The sequence below is a fragment of the Chromobacterium sp. Ag138 genome, from assembly GCF_055181315.1.
In genome coordinates this window covers 2,046,474-2,068,415 of the sequence record NZ_JBUPWA010000001.1, presented here as the reverse complement: position 1 = coordinate 2,068,415, position 21,942 = coordinate 2,046,474, and the positions used below count along the sequence as shown (strand labels likewise).

General features: G+C 67.4%; 21 protein-coding genes. 8 read left to right on the top strand and 13 right to left on the bottom strand.

Translation table 11 applies throughout. The features are described 5' to 3' along the window. Positions 1 to 6 precede the first annotated feature (6 nt). Positions 7 to 804: an enoyl-ACP reductase FabI gene (gene fabI, locus ACY3GB_RS09470; protein ID WP_463088503.1), complete on the bottom strand. Its 798-nt coding sequence runs from the start codon at positions 802 to 804 to the stop codon at positions 7 to 9. A gap of 235 nt (positions 805 to 1,039) precedes the next feature. On the opposite strand from fabI, the gene ACY3GB_RS09465 reads away from it, so the two are divergent. The 3 genes from ACY3GB_RS09465 to aspS all read left to right on the top strand — a co-directional run bounded on the left by ACY3GB_RS09465 (position 1,040) and on the right by aspS (position 3,846). Further along, positions 1,040 to 1,297: an FmdB family zinc ribbon protein gene (locus ACY3GB_RS09465; protein ID WP_463088502.1), complete on the top strand. Its 258-nt coding sequence runs from the start codon at positions 1,040 to 1,042 to the stop codon at positions 1,295 to 1,297. A gap of 23 nt (positions 1,298 to 1,320) precedes the next feature. After that, positions 1,321 to 1,974, top strand: coding sequence for a DUF502 domain-containing protein (locus ACY3GB_RS09460; RefSeq protein WP_347371106.1), 654 nt, complete (start codon positions 1,321 to 1,323; stop codon positions 1,972 to 1,974). 78 nt (positions 1,975 to 2,052) lie between these two features. Then, positions 2,053 to 3,846 carry an aspartate--tRNA ligase gene (aspS, locus tag ACY3GB_RS09455; RefSeq protein ID WP_463088501.1) on the top strand — a complete coding sequence of 598 codons (1,794 nt, stop codon included), beginning with the start codon at positions 2,053 to 2,055 and terminating at the stop codon, positions 3,844 to 3,846. 61 nt (positions 3,847 to 3,907) lie between these two features. Here aspS and ACY3GB_RS09450 read toward each other — a convergent pair whose 3' ends face one another. Genes ACY3GB_RS09450 through ACY3GB_RS09440 form a run of 3 tightly spaced genes read right to left on the bottom strand, consistent with a single transcriptional unit; the run spans position 3,908 to position 7,980 of the window. Continuing rightward, entirely contained in the window at positions 3,908 to 4,939 is a 1,032-nt protein-coding gene (locus ACY3GB_RS09450) for an HlyD family secretion protein (RefSeq protein ID WP_463088500.1), read from the bottom strand. A gap of 15 nt (positions 4,940 to 4,954) precedes the next feature. Further along, positions 4,955 to 6,484 carry an MFS transporter gene (locus ACY3GB_RS09445; RefSeq protein WP_463088499.1) on the bottom strand — a complete coding sequence of 510 codons (1,530 nt, stop codon included), beginning with the start codon at positions 6,482 to 6,484 and terminating at the stop codon, positions 4,955 to 4,957. Continuing rightward, positions 6,481 to 7,980: an efflux transporter outer membrane subunit gene (locus ACY3GB_RS09440; RefSeq protein ID WP_463088498.1), complete on the bottom strand. Its 1,500-nt coding sequence runs from the start codon at positions 7,978 to 7,980 to the stop codon at positions 6,481 to 6,483. Before ACY3GB_RS09440 ends, ACY3GB_RS09445 begins: the two co-directional genes overlap by 4 nt. A 92-nt stretch (positions 7,981 to 8,072) precedes the next feature. Here ACY3GB_RS09440 and ACY3GB_RS09435 point away from each other — a divergent pair, with 92 nt between their 5' ends. Then, the gene (locus ACY3GB_RS09435; protein ID WP_463088497.1) at positions 8,073 to 9,050 is read left to right on the top strand and encodes a LysR family transcriptional regulator; all 978 of its coding nucleotides are present in this window, start codon (positions 8,073 to 8,075) and stop codon (positions 9,048 to 9,050) included. A 169-nt stretch (positions 9,051 to 9,219) separates the two neighbouring features. Continuing rightward, a complete protein-coding gene (locus tag ACY3GB_RS09430; RefSeq protein WP_021478781.1) occupies positions 9,220 to 9,834 on the top strand; it encodes a peroxiredoxin in 615 nt (204 codons plus the stop codon). An 83-nt stretch (positions 9,835 to 9,917) separates the two neighbouring features. On the opposite strand, the gene ACY3GB_RS09425 is transcribed toward ACY3GB_RS09430, so the two are convergent. Then, positions 9,918 to 11,141: an MFS transporter gene (locus ACY3GB_RS09425; RefSeq protein WP_463088496.1), complete on the bottom strand. Its 1,224-nt coding sequence runs from the start codon at positions 11,139 to 11,141 to the stop codon at positions 9,918 to 9,920. A 127-nt stretch (positions 11,142 to 11,268) separates the two neighbouring features. After that, positions 11,269 to 11,865, bottom strand: a complete 597-nt coding sequence (locus ACY3GB_RS09420) for an arylesterase (protein WP_463088495.1) — start codon at positions 11,863 to 11,865, stop codon at positions 11,269 to 11,271. Here ACY3GB_RS09420 and ACY3GB_RS09415 point away from each other — a divergent pair. The 3 genes from ACY3GB_RS09415 to ACY3GB_RS09405 are packed head-to-tail and all read left to right on the top strand — an operon-like array spanning position 11,864 to position 15,615. Next, complete coding sequence (locus tag ACY3GB_RS09415) at positions 11,864 to 12,562, top strand: ABC transporter ATP-binding protein (protein ID WP_046155525.1); 699 nt, start codon at positions 11,864 to 11,866, stop codon at positions 12,560 to 12,562. The genes ACY3GB_RS09420 and ACY3GB_RS09415 overlap by 2 nt on opposite strands. Then, positions 12,559 to 15,054, top strand: a complete 2,496-nt coding sequence (locus ACY3GB_RS09410) for an ABC transporter permease (RefSeq protein ID WP_463088494.1) — start codon at positions 12,559 to 12,561, stop codon at positions 15,052 to 15,054. The genes ACY3GB_RS09415 and ACY3GB_RS09410 overlap by 4 nt, the downstream gene beginning before the upstream one ends. Before the next feature lie 39 nt (positions 15,055 to 15,093). Further along, on the top strand, positions 15,094 to 15,615 hold the full coding sequence (locus ACY3GB_RS09405) for a DUF2946 family protein (protein ID WP_104945234.1): 522 nt from the start codon (positions 15,094 to 15,096) through the stop codon (positions 15,613 to 15,615). A 64-nt stretch (positions 15,616 to 15,679) separates the two neighbouring features. Here ACY3GB_RS09405 and ACY3GB_RS09400 read toward each other — a convergent pair whose 3' ends face one another. From ACY3GB_RS09400 to ACY3GB_RS09370, 7 genes are all read right to left on the bottom strand, one after another. Beyond that, complete coding sequence (locus tag ACY3GB_RS09400) at positions 15,680 to 16,942, bottom strand: CynX/NimT family MFS transporter (RefSeq protein WP_463088493.1); 1,263 nt, start codon at positions 16,940 to 16,942, stop codon at positions 15,680 to 15,682. Between the two features lie 12 nt (positions 16,943 to 16,954). Beyond that, the gene (locus ACY3GB_RS09395; protein WP_463088492.1) at positions 16,955 to 17,644 is read right to left on the bottom strand and encodes a FadR/GntR family transcriptional regulator; all 690 of its coding nucleotides are present in this window, start codon (positions 17,642 to 17,644) and stop codon (positions 16,955 to 16,957) included. A 75-nt stretch (positions 17,645 to 17,719) separates the two neighbouring features. Further along, positions 17,720 to 19,252: a flagellar filament capping protein FliD gene (fliD, locus tag ACY3GB_RS09390; RefSeq protein ID WP_463088491.1), complete on the bottom strand. Its 1,533-nt coding sequence runs from the start codon at positions 19,250 to 19,252 to the stop codon at positions 17,720 to 17,722. 172 nt (positions 19,253 to 19,424) lie between these two features. After that, positions 19,425 to 19,679, bottom strand: a complete 255-nt coding sequence (locus ACY3GB_RS09385) for a hypothetical protein (RefSeq protein WP_463088490.1) — start codon at positions 19,677 to 19,679, stop codon at positions 19,425 to 19,427. Between the two features lie 41 nt (positions 19,680 to 19,720). Beyond that, positions 19,721 to 20,395, bottom strand: a complete 675-nt coding sequence (gene modB, locus ACY3GB_RS09380; RefSeq protein ID WP_463088489.1) for a molybdate ABC transporter permease subunit — start codon at positions 20,393 to 20,395, stop codon at positions 19,721 to 19,723. Then, a complete protein-coding gene (gene modA / locus ACY3GB_RS09375; RefSeq protein ID WP_463088488.1) occupies positions 20,392 to 21,120 on the bottom strand; it encodes a molybdate ABC transporter substrate-binding protein in 729 nt (242 codons plus the stop codon). Before modA ends, modB begins: the two co-directional genes overlap by 4 nt. 53 nt (positions 21,121 to 21,173) lie before the next feature. After that, on the bottom strand, positions 21,174 to 21,794 hold the full coding sequence (locus ACY3GB_RS09370) for a DUF3313 family protein (RefSeq protein ID WP_463088487.1): 621 nt from the start codon (positions 21,792 to 21,794) through the stop codon (positions 21,174 to 21,176). Positions 21,795 to 21,942 lie beyond the last annotated feature (148 nt).

The window sequence follows — 21,942 nt, the reverse complement described above, 5'->3', positions numbered from 1 at the left end:
CTCTCCTCAAGCCTTGATGTGGTGTCCGCCGTCTACGTAGATGGTCTGGCCGGTCAGGCCGCTGGCGGCGTCGGAAATCAGGAAGGCGCAGGTCATGCCCACTTCTTCGATCTCCACCAGGCGATTCTGCGGCGCGCGGGAGATGGCGTCCTGGATCAACTGGTCGAAATGCGCGATGCCGGAGGCGGCGCGCGTTTTCAGCGGGCCGGGCGACACCGCGTGCACGCGGATGCGCTTGGGGCCGAGCTCGTTGGCCAGGTAGCGCGACACGCTTTCCAGCGCCGCCTTGACCGGGCCCATGATGTTGTAGTTTTCCACCACCTTGTCGGCGCCGTAATAGCTCATGGTGATCAGGCTGCCGCCTCGCGTCATCAGCGGCTCGGCCAGCCGCGCCATTTCGATAAAGGAGTAGCACGATACCCGCATCGCCTGCTGGAAACCGGCGAGCGAACAGTCGGTGACGCGGCCGTGCAAGTCTTCCATCGGGCAATAGGCGATGGAGTGGATGATGAAGTCCAGCCCGCCCCAGTGCTTTTCTATCTCGGCGAACACATGCTCCAGCTGGCCCGGCTGCTCCACGTCCAGCGGCAGCACCAGCTTGGCCTGCAAAGCTTCGGCCAGCGGCCGCACGTATTTCTCGGCCTTGGCGTTGAGGTAGGTGACCGCGCATTCCGCGCCCAGTTGATGCAGCACGCTGGCGCAGCCGTAGGCGATGCTGTCTTCATTGGCGATGCCGACGATGAGTCCTCTCTTGCCGGCGAGGATGTTGCGTATGCTTTCCATCTGACCTTCTTGGTAAACCATTTGGACCTCCGGGATAGCGTTGCAGGGCGGTGTTGCAGCAGAATGATTAAAAGTGGTTTTTGTATTGCCGTTTCAGTCGGATATAATGGCTGGTTTGCAGGCGGCGCACTTGTGTTTGAAAGCTGGCGGCCGCATCTGTACAGTCAGACCTGTCCTGAGTTTAGTTCCGGATGTGGTGCAGTGCAGCAATCATGCGTATTATGCCATTGTGGTCAATTGGCGGGAAAGTAAAGCTATGCCGATCTATGAATATCGTTGCGGCGCCTGTGGCGTCGCCAAGGAACACCTGCAGAAACTGAGCGACGCGCCGGTGGCCGCCTGTCCGGAATGCGGCAGCGCCGACTACCACAAGCAGCTGTCCGCCGCGGGCTTCCAGCTGAAGGGCTCGGGCTGGTACGCGACCGACTTCAAGGGCGGCTCGTCCTCGTCCTCCTCCGGCGGCTCCGCCTCTTCCGGAGGCCATAGCTGCGGCGCCGGCTGCGGTTGCGACTGATGTCGGTTCCCCCGCAGATCAAAATGACCCTGAAGGGCTATCTGATCGCCGGCCTGCTGATCTGGCTGCCGCTGGCGATCACCCTTTGGGTCTTGAACCTGATCATCGGTTCGCTGGACCAGACGCTGACCCTGCTGCCGGCCGAGTGGCGGCCCGAGCAGCTGTTCGGCATGCACATCCCCGGCCTGGGGGTGGTGTTCGCGGTATTGGTGGTGATGGGCACCGGCATGCTGGCCGCCAACGTGCTGGGCCGCCGCCTGGTGGAGTTCTGGCACGGCCTGCTGTCGCGCACGCCGGTGGTCAATTCCATCTACAACAGCGTCAAGCAGGTCAGCGACACGCTGCTGTCCGATTCCGGCAACGCGTTCAAGAACGCGCTGCTGGTGCGCTGGCCGCACCAGAACGCCTGGACCGTCGCTTTCCAGACCGGCACGCCGGCCCAGGAAATCCTGCGCCACGCGGAGAACGGCGAAGAGCTGGTCAGCGTTTACGTGCCGACCACGCCGAACCCCACTTCCGGCTATTTCATCGTGGTGCCGCGCAGCGACACCCGCGAGCTGAACATGAGCGTCGACGAGGCGCTCAAGTACGTCATTTCCATGGGCGTGGTGGTTCCGAACCCGCCGCCGCAGGCTCAGCGCCCGCGGCTGAATGATGAACATAATCGGCAGGGCTAGGCCGTCACCCTGTCTAGCCCCTAAGCATGTCGTCCCCTAGCGGGAACTTCGAAGAATTCAATCAAAAAGGTTTACCCAATGCGCACCGATTATTGCGGACTCATCGACAAGAAATACCTCGGTCAAACCGTGACCGTCAAAGGCTGGGCCCATCGCCGCCGCGACCATGGCGGCGTGATCTTCATCGACCTGCGCGACCGCGAAGGCCTGGTGCAGGTGGTGATCGATCCGGACACCCCGGAGGCGTTCAAGCTGGCTGACAGCAGCCGCGGCGAGTACGTGCTGTCCATTACCGGCATCGTGCGCGAGCGTCCGGCCGGCACCGCCAACAGCAAGATGATCTCCGGCGAGATCGAGATCCTGGCCAAGGAAATCGAGATCCTGAACGCCGCGGCCACGCCGCCGTTCCAGATCGACGACGAGAACCTGTCGGAAAACGTCCGCCTGACCAACCGCGTGATCGACCTGCGCCGCCCGGCGATGCAGAAGAACCTGCGCCTGCGCTACAAGGTGGCGATGGGCGTGCGCAACCACCTGGACAAGCAGGGCTTCATCGACATCGAAACCCCGATGCTGACCCGCTCCACCCCGGAAGGCGCCCGCGACTACCTGGTGCCGTCCCGCGTGCATCCGGGCGAATTCTTCGCGCTGCCGCAATCGCCGCAGCTGTTCAAGCAGCTGCTGATGGTGGCCGGCTTCGACCGCTACTACCAGATCACCAAGTGCTTCCGCGACGAAGACCTGCGCGCCGACCGCCAGCCTGAATTCACCCAGATCGATATCGAGACCTCGTTCCTGAACGAGGATCAGATCATGGACATCACCGAGACCATGACCCGCGAGATCTTCAGCGACGTGCTGGGCGTGACGCTGCCGACCTTCCCGCGCATGACTTACGGCGACGCCATGTTCTACTACGGCTCCGACAAGCCGGACATGCGCGTTTCGCTGAAATTCACCGAACTGACCGACGTGATGAAGTCGGAAGAGTTCAAGGTGTTCCGCGGCGCCGCCGATATGGCCAATGGCCGCGTGGTGGCCCTGCGCGTGCCGAACGGCGCGTCGTTCAGCCGCAAGGAAATCGACGACTACACCCAGTTCGTCGGCATCTACGGCGCCAAGGGCCTGGCCTACATCAAGGTCAACGACGCGAGCAAGCTGAACGAAGAGGGCCTGCAGTCCCCGATCGTCAAGTTCCTGTCGGCCAATGGCCTGAAGGAAATCATCGAGCGCACCGGCGCGCAAAACGGCGACATCATCTTCTTCGGCGCCGACAAGGCCAAGGTGGTGAACGAGGCGATCGGCGCGCTGCGCATCAAGATCGGCCACGAGCACGGCCTGGAAAACGGCTACTTCGTCAAGGAATGGCGCCCGCTGTGGGTGGTGGACTTCCCGATGTTCGAGCACGACGAGGAAGCCGACCGCTGGACCGCCTGCCACCATCCGTTCACCAGCCCGAAGCCGGGCCACGAGGACCTGATGGCCACCGATCCGGGCGCCTGCCTGGCCCGCGCCTACGATATGGTGCTGAACGGCTGGGAAATCGGCGGCGGCTCGATCCGTATCCACCGCGCCGAGATCCAGGAGAAGGTGTTCGGCGCGCTGAAGATCAGCCCGGAAGAGCAGCAGAACAAGTTCGGCTTCCTGCTGGACAACCTGAAGTTCGGCGCGCCGCCGCACGGCGGCCTGGCTTTCGGCCTGGATCGCCTGGTGACGCTGATGTGCGGCGCGGAGTCCATCCGCGACGTGATCGCCTTCCCCAAGACTCAGCGCGCCCAGTGCCTGCTGACCAACGCGCCGAACGCGGTGGACGACAAGCAGCTGCGCGAGCTGAACCTGCGCCTGCGCCAGAAGGCGGAGCCGACTACCTGATCCCGCCGGATCGCATAGAGAAAACGGACAGCTTGCTGTCCGTTTTTTTATTCCCGCCAGATCAGCGGGTATAAATCGTCGGCTGGACCGACATGCCGACCCGCAATTGCCGCAAGGCCGGCTGGCCGGGATCCAGCTGGATGCGGACGGGCAGCCGCTGCACCACCTTGGTGAAATTGCCGGTGGCGTTTTGCGGGGCGATGGGGGCGAAGGCCATGCCGCTGGCCGGCGCCAGGCTGCTGACGCGGCCGTTCAGGCTGACGCCGGGCAAGGTGTCGACCTGAACGTTGACCGCCTGGCCGGGACGTATCGAGGCGAGCTGGGTTTCGCGGTAGTTGGCTTCGATGTAGACCGCCTGCAAGGGCACCACCGCCATCAGCGGGGTGCCGGTGGTGACATAGCTGCCGACACGCGCGGACAGCCTGCCGACGGTGCCGGCCACCGGCGCGCTGATGCGGGTATAGGAGAGGTTGAGCTCTGCGGTATGCCGCGCCGCCTCGCTGCGCGCCAACGCCGCTTCGGCCTTGTGAAGGTCGGCGGCGATGATGTCGGACTGCAGCCTGGCGGCGGCCAGCGCCGCTTGGTCGCGCTCTTTCGCCGCGGCGCTGATGCGCAGCTGGGCCTCGGCTTGCTGGGCGTCCTGCTGCGAGCCCGAGCCATCGGAGGATAGGTCGCGATAGCGGCGCTGGTTGGCCCTGGCCAGCGCCAGCGACGCGTCGTCGGCGCTGACCGCGGCGCCGGCCTGGGCGATGACGGCGCCCTGGCGGCTGGCCTGGGCTTTCAGCCCTTCGACATTGGCCCGGGCCGCCAGCACGTCGGCGCGGGCGGCGGCCAGCGCGGCTTGCTGATCCTGGTTGTCCAGCTCCGCCACCAGCTGGCCGGCGGCGACCGACTGGTGATCCTTCACCAGCAGCCGGCTGATTTGTCCGGAGAGGCGGGGCGCCACCAGGGTGAAGTCCGCCTGGACGTAGGCGTCGTCGGTGCTTTGCTCCGAGGTGTCGCTTTCGTGGCGGTTCAGCAAGTAAAGGGAGGCGGCGGCGAGGGCGAGCAGCACGCCGGCGCTCAAGTATTTGGCGGATCGTGGCATGGTCATGGTTTGTCTCCGGATTCAGGGTGTCTGGGGGGCGGCTGGCGGCGCGCTGCCGGGCGGGGGCACGTATTGCAGGCACAGCACGGGGAGGATGAGCAGCAGCGCGATGGCGCCGAGCAGCCAGTAAGCGTCGGATATCGCCAGCACGAACGCTTGCTGGCGCACGCCTGCGCCCAGTCCGTCCGGCAGCTGGACCACGCCGGCCACCTGGCCCAGGCGGTCGGTCAGGTCTGTGTTGTGGAAGCGTTCGCGCAGGGTGACGAAATGGCTGACCACCGCGCTGCCGAGCAGAATGCCGAACGCGCGCAGGGTGTTGACGGTGCCCGCCACGTAAGGGCCTTCCGGCGGCAGCACCACGCTGGTGCACAGGAACAGGGTGGAAATCACGGCCATCGGCTGGCCGACGGCTTGCAGCGCCTGGGCCAGCAGGAAGTATGTCCAGGTCCAGTCGCTGGTGATGCGGCTGGCGAAGAGGCAGGCCAGCGCGATCAGGCCCAGCCCGAGCGCGAAGACGTGCCGCGCGTCGACGCGGCGGCGATAGAGCAGCAGCGCCACCAGCGAGCCCAGCAGCAATTGCGGCACGGCGATGATCAGGCCGATGGGGGCGCTTTGCTGGCTGCGGTAGCCCCAGACGCGCTCCAGATGGATGGCGGGCAGCAGCGAGCCCGACAGCATCACGACCAGCAGCACGACGAAGGCGGAAAAACCCAGGGCCAGATTCCGCTTGCCCAGCAGCTGGAGCTTGATGAAGGGCGCGGGATGGAACCACTCGCTGAGCAGGAACAAGGCGGTCATGCCGGCGCCGCCCAGCGCCAGCCAGCAGATCAGATCGGAGCGCCACCAGTCCAGCCGCCCCCCTCGATCCAGCGCCAGCGCCAGCATGGACAGCCCGACGCAGGCGCAGCCCATGCCAAACCAGTTGGCCTGGCGCAGGCGCGGCAGCAAAACGGGGTCCTGCGGCAGGCCCCAGGCCACCATCGCCATCGACAGCAGCGCCAGCGGCAGGCTTTGCCAATAGACCAGCGGCCAATGGCGCCAGACGTCGGTCCATTGTCCGCCCAGCCAGGCGGCGAGATTGGGCGAGAAGGTGGCGGTCAGCGCGTACAGCGCCAAGCCGTGCAGCCGCACCGACAATGGCAGAAAGCGCAGCGCGGCCATCATCAGCACCGGGATCAGCATGCCGCCTATCAGGCCTTGCGCGGCGCGCAGCGCCAGCAAAAGCGGCAGGCTGTGGATGGCCGGCAGCAGCGCGGCGAGCAGGGCGAAGGCCGCCACCATCGCCAGGTGGAAGCGGCGCAGCGAGAAGGTGATGGCCAGCCAGCAGGAGAAGGGCATGGCCACCAGCTCGCCGGCCAGGTAGGCGCTGTTGAGCCAGGCGCCCTCGTCGGCGCCGAAGCCCAGCGCGCCGCGCAGATCGGCCAGCGCCAGCGCGCCGACGCGGTTGTTGAGGCCGGACATGATGGTGGCCAGCAGCACGCCGCACAGGCCGACGATCAGGCGGGGGCCGAAAGGCGCCGGCCGCGGCGGGGACGGGGCTGGCGCGCTCATGACGCTTCCTTCCCGGCGGCGGCCTGCTCGGCGTCCCAGCCGCCGCCCAGCGCCTTGTAAAGGCCGACCAGGGCCAGCGCGATGCCGGTGCGGCTGTCGGTCAGCTCGCGCTGGCTGGACAGCAGGGCCTGCTCGGCGTGGAGCACCGCCAGAAAGTGGCTGGCGCCCTCGCGGTAACGCTGCAAAGCCGCGTCGCGCGCGATGCTTTGCTGTTCGAAAGCCCGCTGCAGCTGGATTTGCCGCGATTGTTCGCTGGAATAGGCGTAGAGCGCGTCGTCTACCTCGTGCCAGGCGCGCAGCACGGTCTGGCGATAGAGCACGGCGGCTTCCTGCTGCCTGGCCTGGCTCAGCTCCAGCTTGCGGCTCAGCCGGCCGCCTTCGAAGATGGGCAGGTAGAAGGATGGACCGACCGAGAAGAAGCGGGAGGACCAGCTGCCGAAGTCGCTGGCCTCCAGCGCCTGGTAGCCGAAGCTGCCGTTCAGGCGGATGCGGGGATAGAAGTCGGCCTGGGCCATGCCTATCGCCGCCGTGGCTTCGTGCAGCTGCGCTTCGGCCAGCAGGATGTCGGGCCGGCGCCTCGCCAGCTCGGACGGCAGGCCCACCGGCACCTCGCGCGGCAGCGGCGGCAGGCCGGCGGGCGGCGCCAGCAGCGCTTCCAGCGCATGGGGCGGCTCGCCCAGCAGCAGGGCGAGCGCGTTCATCAGCGCGGCGCGCTGCTGGCGCAGCCGCGGCAGCTGCGACTCGAACACCGCCAACTGGGCGCTGGCGGCGGCGGTTTCGTAACGGGTGGCGACGCCATGTTGTGCGCGCCGCTGGGTCAGCTCCTGCAGTTTGAGCGCAGACTGCCGGTTGTGCTCGACGATGTCCAGCTGGGCCTGCGCATTGCGCAATAGCAGATAGTTGCGGGCGATGTCGGCCGCCAGGATCACCCTGGCGCCTTCGCTGCGCATCCGCGCGGCGTCCAGGCCGGCGTAGGCGGCTTCCCGCAAGCGGCGGTTGTAGCCCCAGATGTCCAGCTCCCAGCTGCTGTCCAGCCCGGCCTGGCGCAGATTGTGCGGCGTATTCGGCGCGCCGAGCCTGGCCAGAGGGCCCTCGCCGCTGATCGCTTCGCGCGAATACTGCGCGCCCAGCCCCAGCCTGGGCAGGTTGGCGGATTCCGCGATGCCGAGCTGGGCGCGGCTCTGCGCCAATCGGGCCTCGGCTATCTTCAGATCCAGGTTGCCCTGCGCGGCCAGCTGCTGCAGCGAGTCGAGCACGGGATCGTTGAACAGCTTCCACCACCGGGCGTCAATGGGGCGGGAGGCGGCTGCGCCGGCTTGCGCTTCCGTGTTGCTGTCCGGCAGGCGAAAAGCGGGCGGCGGGATGGACGGACGCTGGAAGTCGGGTCCCGCCGCGCAGCCGGCCAGCAGCAGGCTGGCGGCCAGCAGGATCGGCAGGGCCGGTTTGCGCGTCAGGATGGAGAGGACGGACGGGGCGATGCGGGGGCGTGGGGTCATGCCGTTCTGCCATGAATGGTTATGCAGGCGTTATATTGCTACCGGCGTCAGGGCGCGTAAAATGCATAAATATGAACCGGGATATTCATTTGATGCATCTTCTGCGCGAGGACTTGAACCTGCTGGTGCTGTTCTCGACGCTGGCTGAAACGCGTTCGGTGACGCGGGCTGCCAAGCACCTGGCCCTGAGCCAGCCGGCGGTCAGCCATGCCTTGGGGCGCTTGCGCCAATTGCTGGACGACGCGCTGTTCATCCGCGGCAAGGAGGGATTCGTGCTGACCGCGCGCGCGGAGCAGCTGGTGGCGCCGGTGAACGATGTGCTGGCCCGCGTCTGCGCCATCCTGCAGCCGCCGGTTTTCGATCCGGCCAGCGCCAGCCGCAGCTTCCGCCTGGCGGTGAGCGACTACACCGAGGCGACGCTGCTGCCGCCTTTGCTGCGCGGGCTGAGGCGCGAGGCGAGAGGGGTCAGGCTCTCCCTGCAGCCGGTCGGCGACAAGGTGTTGTCGCAACTGGAGTCGGGCGAGCTGGATCTGAGTTTCTGGGGATGGACGCCGCCGGGAGCGGGCTTCCACTACCGGGAATTGTTCCGCGAGCGCTTCATCGGCGTGATGCACCGCGACCATCCGCTGGCGGCAAAGGCGAGGGCCGGTTCGCTGGATCTGGACGACTACCTATCCTGCGGACATGTCGACGCGACGTTTCTGAAGGAAAACCAGGGCTTGGTGGACCGGGCGCTGGAGCGGTTGGGCCGCGCAAGGGACATCGCGCTGCATGCGCCGGGCTTCGTCGGCAGCCTGAGCGCGCTGGAGGGCACGGATCTGTTGATGAGCCTGCCTTCCAGGCTGGGGCGCGGATTGCGGGAACGATTCGGCTTGCTGGCGTTCGAACTGCCATTCGAGATCGACAGCTACGCCTACGCCTTGATCTGGCACGCCCGCATCGACGGCGACCCCGGACTGGCGTGGCTGCGGGAGCGGATTCTGCAGCACGGCGAGCCGGAGGGCGGGGACCGGGAGGCGAGCCCGATCTTGTCTTCCACGCTTGAATCGGACGCGATCGTCCCCATATAGGGCTTGCGGCCTGCCGGACTCGATGGCATTGCGAAACTTAATTGCCATCATATGGAATTACAATTGGCCGGTTCGACGCGGTTGTTTTATAAAGCCTCGCATTCCCCCGACGTTTCCCGATGCCCGATCAGGGACGCGTTGTCATACCAAGACTTTCAAGGAGATCCAAATGGCCGTACTCGTTGGCAAGCAAGCCCCGTTCTTCGCTGGTGAAAAGACTTTCTCCGCCGTGCTGGGCAATGGCGAGATCGTAGACAACTACTCCTTCAAGCAAGCCACCGCCGGCAAGTACGCCGTGGTGTTCTTCTACCCGCTGGACTTCACCTTCGTCTGCCCGTCCGAACTGATCGCCTTCGACCACCGCCTGGCTGAATTCAAGGCCAAGAACGTGGAAGTGATCGGCGTGTCCATCGACAGCCAGTTCACTCACGCCGCATGGCGCAACACCCCGGTCGACAAGGGCGGCATCGGCCAAGTCGGCTACACCCTGGTGGCCGACATCCAGCACGACCTGTGCAAGGCCTACGACGTTGAAGCCGACGGCGGCGTCGCTTTCCGCGGCTCCTTCCTGATCGACAAGTCCGGCGTGGTGCAGCACCAAGTGGTGAACAACCTGCCGCTGGGCCGCAACGTCGACGAAATGCTGCGCATGGTCGACGCGCTGCAATTCACCGAAGAGCACGGCGAAGTGTGCCCGGCTGGCTGGAACAAGGGCAAGAAGGGCATGAAGCCGTCCGCCGAAGGCGTGGCTTCCTACCTGGCTGAAAACGCCAAGGACCTGTAATCCGCGACTGAGCCGGATTCCGTTCCGCACCCCGCCCGCGCGAGCCGGCGGGGTGTTGTTTTATCGGCCGGGGCGCGAGCCGCCTAGCGGCTTGCCGCCGCGGGGGCGAGCATGGCTTTCAGCGCGCCGTGCTGGACGGCCACGCTCAGGCAGGCGGCCAGCGCGCACAGCCACCACAGCGCCGCGCCGCCCAGCTGGCCGTACAACGCGGTGCCCAGCGCCGGCGCCACCAGCGTCCGGCCGTTCCAGGCGGCGTTGTACAGCCCCAGGTAGCTGCCGCGCAGCCGGCCTTCTGAGCGGTGCATCACCAGCTGCGCGTAGCAGGGCGACAGCAGCAGCTCGCCGAAGGTCAGCGTCACCATCATCAGCACCGCCCACTGCGCGCCGTGGCCGGCGTTCAGCCACAGGAAGGAGCAGCCGGTCAGCAGCACGCCCAGCTGGGTGCTGCGCGCCAGCCCCCAGCGCAGGATGCGCCGGCTGACCGGGATCTGCAGCGCCACCACCATCAGGCCGTTGATGGTGAACAGATAGCCCACCCATTGCGGCCCTAGCTGGTAGTGTTCGCGCAGGAACAGCGCCAGCGTCACGTACATCTGGTCGAAAGCCAGCGTGATCAGCACCAGCGCCAGGATGGCGCGCAGGAAGCTGGCGTCGCGCCAGGGGCCGGCCAGCGAGCCGTCGCCGCCGGCCTGGCGCCGCTGCGGACGGGTGCTTTCGACGTGGCGGGCATAGGACCAGGCCATCCAGCAAGCGCCAAGCATCGTGCCGGCGGCATTGGCGGCATACACCCACTGGTAGCCGTAGGCGGCGAGGAAGCCGCTGGTGACGCCGGCGATGGCGACGCCCAGGTTGAAGGCCACCCGCATCATGCCCTGGGCGACCGGGCGCTGCTGCGGCGCGCAGGGCTCCAGCGCCAGCCGTTGGTTGATCGGCCGGAAGCCGCCGTCCGCCATGCCTGACAGCACCAGCAGCGGCATGAACAGCCATACCGGAATCTGCGATGCCAGCAAGGCCATGCACAGGCCGGACACGGCCAGGGCCAGCACGCCCAGCGCGCGGCTGTCGAAGCGGTCGCTCAGGCTGCCGCCCTTCAGCGAACCGGCCAGCATGCCGGCCCCGTAGAAGGCCATCAGCATGCCGATCTGGCTGTAGGGCAGGTGATAGTTCTCGCGCAGGTAGAGCGGCAGGAACAGCTTGGAGATGCCGCCTACGTTGTTGATGAAGCTGCAGGCGACCTGGATGTAGACGCTGGGCGGCAGGCCGCGGTAGGGGCGGGCGAGCCGGTCAAGCAAAGCGGTTCGGGGCATGGCGCGGCAACGGCCGTTCGGCCTGGTTCCGGCTGCGCGGCGGAAGCAGATTGGCGGATCGTTGTATGGTTATGCGATATGCTTATTCTTCTATTTAAAACAATAACCAGTCAATGGCTTTGTTGCATTATTTCACTGGCAGTTTTGCCTTGACCGTGCGCATCATGGTGGCCTGCTTCTCCGCGCGGGGATGCAGGCCGTCGGGCTGGAAGGCGCTCAGATCGCCGGCGAAGCCCTCGACCAGCAGCGGCGCGTAGGCCAGGCGGTTGCGCCGGGCCAGATCGTCATAAACGGCGCGGAACTCGGCGCCGTAGCGGGAGCCATAGTTGGGTGGCAGCGCCATGCCCACCAGCAGCACCTTGGCCTTGCTGGCCTGGGCCAGGTCTATCATCCGCTGCAGGTTGCGGCGCATCTCGGCCATCGGCAGGCCGCGCAGGCCGTCATTGGCGCCCAGCTCCAGCACCAGCACGTCGGGCCGGTGGCGGGCGAGCGCGTCGGGCAGCCTGGCCAGGCCGCCGGCGCTGGTTTCGCCGGAGACGCTGGCGTTGACGACCTGGTGCCGGGGCGCGAGATCGCGCGCCAGCAGCGCCGCCCAGCCTTGGCCCGGAGCCAGGCCGTAGCCGGCCGACAAGCTGTCGCCGAACACCAGCACCGTGGCGGCGAAGGCGGGCAACTGCCACAGCAGCAACAAGGGGAACAGCATTTTGCAGACGATAGAGCGCATGAACCATCCTGAGAAAAAGAAGGCGGTATTGGCCGCCAGCGAGTTGGCGAAACAAGTGCATTTCCGCGGCGATGTGCTGCACATCCTGCGCAGCGCGTCGTTGACCCTGTATTCCGGCGAGAGCGTGGCCATCGTCGGCACCTCGGGCTCGGGCAAGTCCACGCTGCTGTCGCTGCTGGCCGGCCTCGACCACCCCAGCGACGGCGAGGTGGCGCTGTTCGGCAAGCCGCTGTCGCGGCTGAACGAAGATGCCCGCGCGCTGCTCAGGCGCGACAAGGTGGGTTTCGTGTTCCAGAACTTCCAGCTGCTGCCGCAATTGACCGCGCTGGAGAACGTCATGCTGCCACTGGAGCTGGCCGGGCGCAACGACGCGCGCGAAGCGGCGCAGCGGATGCTGGAGCGCGTGGGGCTGGCGGCGCGGCTTGGCCATTATCCGCGCCACCTGTCCGGCGGCGAACAGCAGCGGGTGGCGCTGGCGCGCGCCTTCGTCATCCACCCCGGCTTGTTGTTCGCCGACGAGCCGACCGGCAATCTCGATCCGCACACCGGCCGCCAGATCATAGACCTGCTGTTCCAGCTGAATGCCGAGCAGGGCACGGCGCTGGTGCTGGTCACCCACGACAACGAGCTGGCCAGCCGCTGCGACGCCATTTACCGGCTGGTGGACGGCAAGCTGAACGGAGCGCGCGCCGAATGAGCCCGTTTGGACGTTTCCGTTTCGTTTCCCGCTTCATCCGCCGCGAGCTGGCGGCGGGCGAGCTGACCATCCTCGGCCTGGCGCTGCTGGTGGCGGTGGCGGCGATGAGCAGCGTCGCCTTTTTCTCCGACCGGGTGGAAAAGGCGCTGACCACCCAGGCCACCCAGCTGCTGGCGGCCGATCTGGTGCTCTCCGGCAACGAGACGGCGCCGGACGCGGTGCGGGCCGAGGCGAAGCGCCGCGGCCTGCAGACCGCCGACAACATCACCTTCCCGTCGATGGTGTTCGCCGGCGGGCAGGCGACGCTGGCGCAATACAAGGCGGTGAGCTCCGGCTACCCGCTGCGCGGCGAAACGACGGTGCGGCTGGCCGACGGCGCCGAGAAAAGCGGCCGGCTGCAGCCGGCGCCGGGCACAGCCTGGGCCGACGCCAGGCTGATCAGCCGGCTCAAGCTGAAGCTGGGCGACGAGATCGGCGTCGGCAACGCCCAGTTGAAGCTGGCCGGCGCGATTGTCCGCGAGCCGGACGGCAGCATGGACATCTACAATTTCGTGCCGCGGCTGATGTTCAACAGCGCCGACCTGCCGGCCACCGGCCTGGTGCAGGAGGGCAGCCGCATCCGCTGGCGCTTGCTGTTCGCCGGCGAAGACCGCCAGGTCGCCGATTTCCGCGCCTGGCTGCGCGCGCACAAGCCCAAGGGCGCCAGGCTGGAAAACGTGGAAGAGATGCGGCCGGAAATCCGTACCGGCCTGGAGCGCGCGCGGCGCTTCCTCGGCCTGACCGCGATGCTGACGGTGGCGCTGGCCGCGTCGGCGGTGGCGCTGGTGGTGCGCCGCTACCTGCAGCGCCATTGGCAGCAGGTGGCGGTGCTGCGCTGCCTGGGGCTGGGCTCCGGCGAGGTATGGGGGCTGTTCGTCGGCTTGTTCGCGCTGGTGGGGCTGCTGGCCGGCCTGATCGGCACGCTGGCCGGCTTCGGCGTGCAACTGGGGCTGATGCGGCTGTTCAGCGGCTATGTCGGCGAGATCCTGCCCGATCCGGGCTGGCAGCCATGGCTGATCGGCCCGCTGGCGGCGCAGCTGCTGCTGGCCGGCCTGGCGCTGCCGCCCTTGATGGGCATACGCGACGTGTCGCCGGCGGCGGTGCTGCGCAACGAGCTGCCGCCGACTCGCCAAGGCGTGATCGCGCCGGTGCTGGCGCTGGCCACGCTGCTGGGCCTGGCTTCGTGGCAGGTGGGGGAGTGGTCGCTGGCCGGCTGGCTGCTGGCGGCGATGCTGGGTTTTCTCGGCGTGTCCGGCGCGCTGGCGCTGGGCCTGGTGCTGCTGTTGCGCCGGCTGCCGCGCGGCGGCAAGGTGGGTTGGCGCTTCGGCATCGCCAACCTGGCCCGGCGGCGCTGGCTGGCGGTGCTGCAGATCGCCTCGCTGTCGGTGGGGCTGATGGCGCTGCTGACGCTGACCGTGGTGCGCGACGACCTGATCGGCGCCTGGCAGCGCAGCGTGCCGGCCGACGCGCCGAACAAATTCGTGATCAACATCCAGGGCAACCAGCTGGACGGCGTGCGCGACGCGTTCGCCGCGGCCGGGCGGCCGCAGCCCGAGCTCGCGCCCATGGTGCGCGCCCGGCTGATCGCCATCAACGAGCAGCCGGTGCGCCCGGCAAGCTATGACAACGAGCAGGCGCGGCGGCTGGCCGAGCGCGAGTTCAACCTGTCCTGGCGCGCCGAGCCGCCGCCGGGCAACCAGGTGGTGTCCGGCAAGTGGTGGGACGAGGGCAAGCGGGTGAATCCGCAATTCTCGGTGGAGAAGGGCCTGGCCAATCTCCTGGGCATCAAGCTGGGCGACACGCTGGCCTTCGACCTGGCCGGCACTGCTTACCGCGCCAAGGTGACCAGCCTGCGCGAGGTGCCCTGGGACAGCTTCCGCGTCAATTTCTTCGTGATCGGCACGCCGGGCCAGTTCAGCCGGCAGCCGGCCAGCTGGATCACCAGCTTCCGGCTGGAGCCGGCGGACGAAGCCTTCGCCAATCAATTGGTGGAGCGCTTCCCCAATCTGACGGTGATCGACGTGGGCAGCATCCTGGCCGAGGTCAGGGCGATGGTGGACAAGCTGACGCGCGCGATCGAGGCGATGTTCCTGCTGGCGCTGGCGGCCGGCGTGCTGGTGCTGTGGGCGTCGCTGACCGCCACCCGCGACGAGCGGCTGGCCGACGTGGGCCTGATGCGGGCGCTGGGCGCGTCGCGCCGGCAGGTGCGCAGCGTGGTGCTGGCCGAGCTGGTGTGGCTGGGCGCGGTGGCCGGCCTGCTGGCGGCGCTGGGGGCGATGGGGATCGGCGTGCTGGCGGCGGTGAAGCTGTTTTCCCTGCCGCTGCTGCTCAACTGGTGGCTGCTGCCGCTGGGCATGGCCGGCGGGGTGCTGGTGGTGACGCTGGCCGGCTGGCCGCTGGTGGGCAAGGTGACGAGAACGCCGCCGCTGACGGTGCTGCGCGCCATAGGCTAGCGGCGGAACAAGCGGGACGAACCCGCGGAAGGAGAGGCGATGGACGAAATGGTGTTGGCGGCGCTGGCCAAGTGGCCGAACGTGCCGGCGGTGTTCGGCTGGCTGCGGCTGGACGCCCGGGGCCAGTGGTGGATCAAGGACGCCAGGCTGCAGCATGAGGGGATGGTGGAGTTCTTCAACCGCAATTACAGCCGCGACGGCCAGGGCCGCTGCTATGTGCAGAACGGCCCGCAGAAAGTGTATGTGCAGCTGGACGCCGCGCCCCTGGCGGCGCGGCGCACGCCCAAGGGCTGGAGCACCGTGCCTTACGACGACGACGTGCCGGCGCGCGCGGCCTGGCTGACGCCGGACGGGATGCTGCTGCTGGAGATCGGCGGCGAGCTGGCCGCGGTGGACGACCGCGACCTGGCCGCGGTGCTGGAAGAGGCGCTGCCGGACTGGGACGGCGACGCGGCGTCGCTGCCCGCCGTGCTGAAGGTGGGCGACGCCGGCCTGCCGCTGGCGGCCGAGACCTTGCCGGCGCTGCAGGCCCGTTACGGCATCGTCGCCCGGCCCAGGTAAGTCGCTTGTCTGGATGAGAAAAAGCCCCGCCGAAACGGCGGGGCTTTGTCATGGCGCGGCAGGATCAGACCGGTTCGGCCTTGACGCCGACCAGCCGCTTGCGGCCGGCCAGCATGCCGATGCAGAAGGCCGCGGCGGCGATCAGGCTGAACAGCAGCGCCAGCGGCCAGGCTTCGTGGCTGTGGCCGCGGATCAGGCCGACGGCGAACGGGCCCATCGAGGCCAGCATATAGCCTATGCCCTGGGCCATGCCGGACAGGCTGGCCGCCACGTGCTGGTCGGGAGAGCGGTGCGCCAGCAGGCTCAGCGCGGTGCTGAACAGGCCGCCCTGGCCGAAGCCGAGCAGCGCCGCCCACAGCATCAGGCTGTCGGTGGGCGCGTACAGCATGCCCAGCAAGCCGGCGATCACCGCCAGCAGCGTGATGGCGATGGGCGGGCGCTGGTTGCGGCAGCGGTGGGCCAGGATGGGCACCAGCAGCGACGCCGGCACCTGCACCATGGTGGACAGCGACAGCATCAGCCCGCCTTGCATCGCGGTCAGGCCGCGGTCCATCAGGATGGACGGTAGCCAGCCGAACACGATGTAGGCCAGCGACGATTGCAGGCCCATGAACAGCGTCACCTGCCAGGCCAGCGGATCGCGCAGCAGGCCGCGGACCCGCCACTGGCCGCCGCTGGCGGCGTGGCGGGTGTTCAACTGCGGCCACCATACAATCAAGGCCAGCGCCGCCGGCAAGGCCCACAAGGCCAGCGCCGGCCGCCAGTCGTGGCTGAAGTGCTCGGCCACCGGCACGGTGAAGCCCGCGGCCAGGGCCGCGCCCAGGCACAGCGCCATGGTGTAGACGCCGGTCATCAGGCCGGCGCGGCTGGCGAAGTCGCGCTTGACGATGCCGGGCAGCAGCACGCCGATCACGCCGATGGCGGCGCCGGCCAGCGCCGAGCCGGCGAACAGGCCGAACAAGCCCAGCTGGGTGCGCAGCAGGATGCCGGCGGCCAGCGCCAGCAGGACGACGGCGATGGTTTTCTCGCTGCCCAGGCGGCGGGCCAGATGCGGCGCCAGCGGTCCGAACAGCCCTAGGCAGGCCACCGGCAGCGTGGTCAGCAGGCCGGACATCGCCGGGGTGAGGCCGGTATCGGCGCTGACCATGGCCAGCACCGGCGCCAGGCTGGACAGCGCCGGCCGCAGATTGAGCCCCACCAGCACCAGCCCCAGCAGCAACAGCAGCGCGCGCTTGCGGCTGCCGGTTTGCGGCACGGCGGAGGGAGTGTCGTCATCGATCAACAGTTCGTCGGCGATGGCTTGGGGCCGACCCGTATTTTCTTGCATCGTGCTTCCTTCTTATTGTTGCTTGTCCAGCAGCCGGTCCAGCGTGGCCAGCAGCGGGCGGGTGATGGCGGCGGCGGCTTGGCCGGCTTCGTCCGGCCGGCCTTGCCGGATCGCGTCGAAGATGGCGGCGTGGGCGGCCAGGTCCGGATCGGGCAGCGCTTCGTCGCGGATCGAGTCCTGGACGCTTTGCCGCACCGCGCGCGAGAAAAAATGGTAGAGGCCGGCCAGCGCCTGGTTGCCGCTGGCGTCGGCGATGGCGACATGGAAGGCGAGGTCGCGCTCGGCGTAGCTTTCCGGCGTTTCGCCGTCCTGCGGCCGCAGCCCTTCCAGCGTGGCGGCGATGCGGGCGATGTCGGCGCCGCCGGCGCGCTCGGCGGCCAGCCGCGCGGCGCTTTCCTCCAGCAGGCAGCGGACTTCCAGATGCTCGCGCAGGCTGGCGCGGCTGATCGCGCGCATCACCTCGCCCGGGTTGACGATGGCCCGCACATAGGTGCCGTCGCCCTGGCGCACTTCCAGCAGGCCGGCGTACAGCAGCACCCGCACCGCCTCGCGCACGGTGTTGCGGCTGATGCCCAGCTCGTCGGCCAGTTCGGGTTCGGTGGGAATGCGGCTGCCTACCGGCCAGCGGCCTTGTTCCAGCTGGCGGCCCAGATTGTCGACGGCGATGTCGACCAGCGAGCGTTTCGCGGCGGAAATATTCATAGATCCCGGCTTAAACATCCAATCATCCGATGAATTTTACCGGCAAACGCCGAGGAGGGCAAAGCCAAGAGGGGGTCAGGCGGTGGCGGAGAAACCGCTGCTGGACAGGCCCAGCCCCTGGCCTACCAGCAGCGAGTTCAGCGTGTAGGGCGCGCCGATCGAATACACCAGCGCGTACATCGCGAGGCCGCTGATCTGCTGGGCGGACAGCATGCTGTTGCCGGACGGGTAACTGAGCAGGTTCTGCAAGTTGAACGGAAAGGTATTGGGCGTTTGCGGGGTGTGGATCACCAGTTGCCGGTTGCGTTGCTGGGCTTGCAGCGCGCGGCTTTCATTGACCAGCGAGCCGCCGCCTTGCGAGGTGTAGCTGTTGGCGAGCGTGTTCAGCGATTGCGCCGCCGTGTACAGCAGGTTCGCGGCGCCGCTGGAATCGCTGTTGTAGGCCGCCTGCAGCGAAGTGACGCTGAGGCTCAGCGTGCCGCCCAGTCCGTACTGGGCCGGGCTCTGGTAGCTGAGGCCGATCTGGCTGAGCAGGGTCAGCAGCGAGCTGCCGTTGCTGTAGCTGTTCTGTACCTGCTGGTTCAGCATCTGCGGCAGCATGGCGGCGATCGGGTCATTGCTTGAGCGCACCTGATTGCCCAGCAGGCTGTTGATGGCGCCCTGGGCGGTATTGAAGGCGCTGGCCAGCGACTGCGCGTTGGTGTTGAGCTGGCCGAAATCGACATTGACCGTAATGTTGCTGCTGCCGGTGGCCAGCAGGTTGGCCGACACGCCGCTGCCCAGCTGAATGCCGGAATTGCTGGCGTTGGAGCCGGAAGTGCCGTTGATGGTGTAGCTGGCGTTCTGCGCGGCCTGGGTCTGGGTCAGGTTCTGGCCGCTGCCCACGGCCTGGGTCTGGTCGAATGCCAGCCGCGACAGGCCGCTCTGGTCGGTGTTGCTGCCGTCGTTGTCGCTGACCGTGATCTTGAAATTGTTGCTGGCGCCGGTGCTGGCCTGGCTGATCTGCAATTGATAGGCGCCGGACGAGTTCTGCACCACGTTGGCCACGACCCCGGCGCCGGCGCCGTTGATCGAACTGGCGATGCTGGACAAGGTGCCGTTGTTGATGTTGATGGTCACCGGCGTGTCGTTGGCGGTGAAGCTGGTGGCCGAGGTCGGACTGGTGTAGGCATAGCTGCCGGTGGTGATGGTCAGGCTGCCGCTGCCCACCACGGTGGTGCCGCTGTCGGGCAGTGAGAAGCTGGTGGTCGCGCTGTGCGCTTGCGCCAGCTGGGAGACATTGAGCAGGTAGCTGGCGTTTTGCGCGCCGGCGGAGGTGCTGACGCTGGCCACCGCGGGATTGCTGCTGCTGGCGGTGCCGCCGCCGAATCGTATCGATGGCGCGTATATCTGCTGCAGGCTGCTCTGGAAGGTGCCGAGTATCGACATCAGCTGGCCCAGCGTGGACAGCTCGATCTGGATCGGATCGGTTGCGCTGCTGCTGGCGCTGCTCTGGCTGGCGGCGCTGGACGAACCCAGCAATAGTCCGCTCGACAACAAACTGCTCAAGTTTGGCAGCAGGCTGTCGAAAGACGAGAGAGAGGGGTTGTATCCGGACAGGGAGTTCATTGCCAACACTCGCAAGCCACATCTTGTTCAAGTGTAGATCAAATCGTTCAAGTCATTGCTTATTCAGCATTTTGTCGGTTTTGGCCGTGCGTCCGCATATGGGATTTTGCGTAAGCGAGACACAAAAAAACGGCATGGCGCGAAGCGGCATGCCGTAGGCGGGGGAGGGCGCTTACTTGGCCATCGCATCCTTCACGCATTTCTTGGCGAAGCTTTGCTTGGCGGCGCCGGCCAGCTTTTTCTCCGCGGCCTTGGCGTCACAGCTGGCCTGGGCGGCGGCGGTGTCCTTTTCGCATTTCTTCAGGAAGCTTTGCTTGGCGGCGCCGGCCAGTTTCTTTTCGGCCGCCTTGGCGTCGCAGGCTGCGTCGGCCAGCGCCAGGTTGGCGCTGAACAGGGCGAGTACGGCGATCAGCACGGATTTGCGCATGATGGTTGGTCTCCAGTGAAGGCCCGCGGCGCGGGCGGATGTCATTCCGATTGTTTTTGTCTGGCGTTCAGCCAATAAACGGCGCTCAACGCCGCCAGTGAAAACAGCAGCAACATCAGCGCCAGCTGGTGGGCTGCGCCATAGTTGGCTTGCTCCACTTGATTGTACAGCGCGATCGATATCACGCGCGTTTCGCCGTCTATGTTGCCGCCTATCATCAGCACCACGCCGAATTCGCCGACCGTATGCGCGAAACCCAGGCAGGCCGCGCTGAGCAGGCCGCTGCGGCAGGAAGGCAGGATCACGTGGCGCATCCGCTGCCAGCGCCCCGCGCCCAGCAGCAGCGCGCTTTCCAGCTCTTCCTGCCGCACCGCGCGGAAGCTGGCCAGCAGCGGCTGCAGCACGAAGGGCAGCGAATACAGGATCGAGGCGAGCACCACGCCGGGAAAGGTGAAGGCGAGGCCGGACAGCCCTAAAGCAGAAGTCAGCTTGCCGACCGGACCGTGCGGGCCGAAAGCCAGCAGCAGGTAGAAGCCGAGCACCGTCGGCGGCAGCACCAGCGGCAGCATGGCGCCGGCCTCCAGGAACGGGCGCAGCCGGGAGCGGCTGTGCGCCAGCCACCAGGCGCAGGGAATGCACAGCGCCAGCAGCAGCAGGGTGCTGATGCCGGCCAGGCGCAATGTCAGCGCGATCGCGCTCCAGTCCTGGGGACTCACGGCTTGAAGCGGTAGCCGGCCTGGGCCATCAGCGCGCGCGCCTGCTCGCCTTTGAGGAAGGCCATCAGCGCGGTCGCGGCCGGAGTGGGCTTGATCAGCAGCGCGTCCTGGCGGATCGGCTGATGCAGTTTTTCAGGCACCAGCCAGTAGCGGCCGCGTATGCCTTGCTCCAGCAATTGGGAATAGGCGACGAAGGCGAAATCGGCGCCGCCGACTTCGGCGAACTGCATGGTCTGGCCGATATTGTCGCCGGTCAGCAGCTTGGGTTTCACCACCGCTTCCAGCTTCAGCGCGGCCAGCGTTTCCATCGCGGCGCGGCCATACGGCGCGGTGGCCGGGTTGGCGACGGCCAGCTTGGCGAAGTCGCCCCGGCGCAGCGCCGCTTCGCCGGCGTCGTCCCGCTGCTTGCTCCACAGCGCCAGCTGGCCGTAAGCATAGGTGAACTGGCTGGCGGCCTGGCCCACGCCGGCCTTGGCCAGCTCGGTAGGGCGTTCGTCGTCGGCGGACAGGAACACCTCGAACGGCGCGCCCTGGCGGATTTGCGCGGCCAGCTTGCCGGACGCGCCGGCGCTGGCCTTGAGGTCGTGTCCGGTGGCGGCCTTGAAGGATTTGGCGATCTTGTCCAGAGTCTGCTGGAAATTGCTGGCGACGGCGACATTGACGGTGTCGGCGAAGGCGAGGGGGGAGAGAAGCAGGCACAGCAGGGCAAGGCGCAGGCGCGGCATGGCGGACTCCGGGAACTGGATCATCCGCCCATTATGCTGCGAAAGGCCGGCGGCTAGCCAGCCGCCCGGCCGGCGGTCTTGAACTGGAGCAACTGTTGCCAGTCACAGCCTAGCAGGTCCTGCCAGTCTTCTCCGCGGACCCCGGCGGGATGGGGCGCCGCGCTTTGCAGATTGACGACGCCGCCCAGCAGGCGGCCGTCGCGCGAGTCCTCGAGCTGCGCGACGCTGGCCACCTGTTCCAGATAGGGGGCGATGCCGCGGACCAGCGGCGACTGGCCGTTTATCGGCCGGCCGGGCGTCGGGCCGGCATCGATCCCGGGGACCGCCAGCCGCAGCCTGGCGATGCCGGGTCCCGGCTCCGCCGCCTGGGGAATGGCGGGCATCCAGGCGCGCAGCAGCGTCTGCAGTCTAAGGTTGAGGCTGTGTCCGAGCGCGGTGGCCACCAGTTGCCAGCGGCCGTCGCGGCGGGTGTCGAGCAGCCACAGCGGCTCCAGCAGCAGGCCATGGTAGGGGGTAAGCAGCCGGGGGGACTCGGCGTAGACGAACTGGCGGTTGTGCCTGCCCTGGCAGAAGCCGGGACGGGCGGTTTGCGGGGCGCCGTCGCCGCCGCGGGCCACCCGGCACAGCTCGTTCCAGGCGACCAGCGCGCATCCGAGATTGAAGAAGGGTTTCATCGTTTGTTCTACCCTGGCCGTATCTTGTTGAATAAAGTGAAGGAGCGCCCGGCGCGAAGCCGGTTGTCTAGGCTGAAAAATAGGCAAAAACCGGCAAATGACTATTGATTTGGCGCAAATGACCGGGCTTGTGGCCAGTGCAAGCTGT

Coding starts and splice junctions, on each gene's coding strand:
- ACY3GB_RS09425 (WP_463088496.1), bottom strand. CDS start 11,141: ATGCCCCGAACCGCTTTGCTTGACCGGCTCGCCCGCCCCTACCGCGGC.
- ACY3GB_RS09460 (WP_347371106.1), top strand. CDS start 1,321: ATGACCCTGAAGGGCTATCTGATCGCCGGCCTGCTGATCTGGCTGCCG.
- ACY3GB_RS09385 (WP_463088490.1), bottom strand. CDS start 19,679: ATGCGCAAATCCGTGCTGATCGCCGTACTCGCCCTGTTCAGCGCCAAC.
- fliD (WP_463088491.1), bottom strand. CDS start 19,252: ATGAACTCCCTGTCCGGATACAACCCCTCTCTCTCGTCTTTCGACAGC.
- ACY3GB_RS09405 (WP_104945234.1), top strand. CDS start 15,094: ATGGACGAAATGGTGTTGGCGGCGCTGGCCAAGTGGCCGAACGTGCCG.
- ACY3GB_RS09440 (WP_463088498.1), bottom strand. CDS start 7,980: ATGACCCCACGCCCCCGCATCGCCCCGTCCGTCCTCTCCATCCTGACG.
- ACY3GB_RS09420 (WP_463088495.1), bottom strand. CDS start 11,865: ATGCGCTCTATCGTCTGCAAAATGCTGTTCCCCTTGTTGCTGCTGTGG.
- ACY3GB_RS09450 (WP_463088500.1), bottom strand. CDS start 4,939: ATGACCATGCCACGATCCGCCAAATACTTGAGCGCCGGCGTGCTGCTC.
- ACY3GB_RS09435 (WP_463088497.1), top strand. CDS start 8,073: ATGCATCTTCTGCGCGAGGACTTGAACCTGCTGGTGCTGTTCTCGACG.
- modA (WP_463088488.1), bottom strand. CDS start 21,120: ATGCCGCGCCTGCGCCTTGCCCTGCTGTGCCTGCTTCTCTCCCCCCTC.
- ACY3GB_RS09430 (WP_021478781.1), top strand. CDS start 9,220: ATGGCCGTACTCGTTGGCAAGCAAGCCCCGTTCTTCGCTGGTGAAAAG.
- ACY3GB_RS09400 (WP_463088493.1), bottom strand. CDS start 16,942: ATGCAAGAAAATACGGGTCGGCCCCAAGCCATCGCCGACGAACTGTTG.
- ACY3GB_RS09465 (WP_463088502.1), top strand. CDS start 1,040: ATGCCGATCTATGAATATCGTTGCGGCGCCTGTGGCGTCGCCAAGGAA.
- ACY3GB_RS09415 (WP_046155525.1), top strand. CDS start 11,864: ATGAACCATCCTGAGAAAAAGAAGGCGGTATTGGCCGCCAGCGAGTTG.
- ACY3GB_RS09410 (WP_463088494.1), top strand. CDS start 12,559: ATGAGCCCGTTTGGACGTTTCCGTTTCGTTTCCCGCTTCATCCGCCGC.
- ACY3GB_RS09445 (WP_463088499.1), bottom strand. CDS start 6,484: ATGAGCGCGCCAGCCCCGTCCCCGCCGCGGCCGGCGCCTTTCGGCCCC.
- ACY3GB_RS09370 (WP_463088487.1), bottom strand. CDS start 21,794: ATGAAACCCTTCTTCAATCTCGGATGCGCGCTGGTCGCCTGGAACGAG.
- aspS (WP_463088501.1), top strand. CDS start 2,053: ATGCGCACCGATTATTGCGGACTCATCGACAAGAAATACCTCGGTCAA.
- ACY3GB_RS09395 (WP_463088492.1), bottom strand. CDS start 17,644: ATGAATATTTCCGCCGCGAAACGCTCGCTGGTCGACATCGCCGTCGAC.
- fabI (WP_463088503.1), bottom strand. CDS start 804: ATGGTTTACCAAGAAGGTCAGATGGAAAGCATACGCAACATCCTCGCC.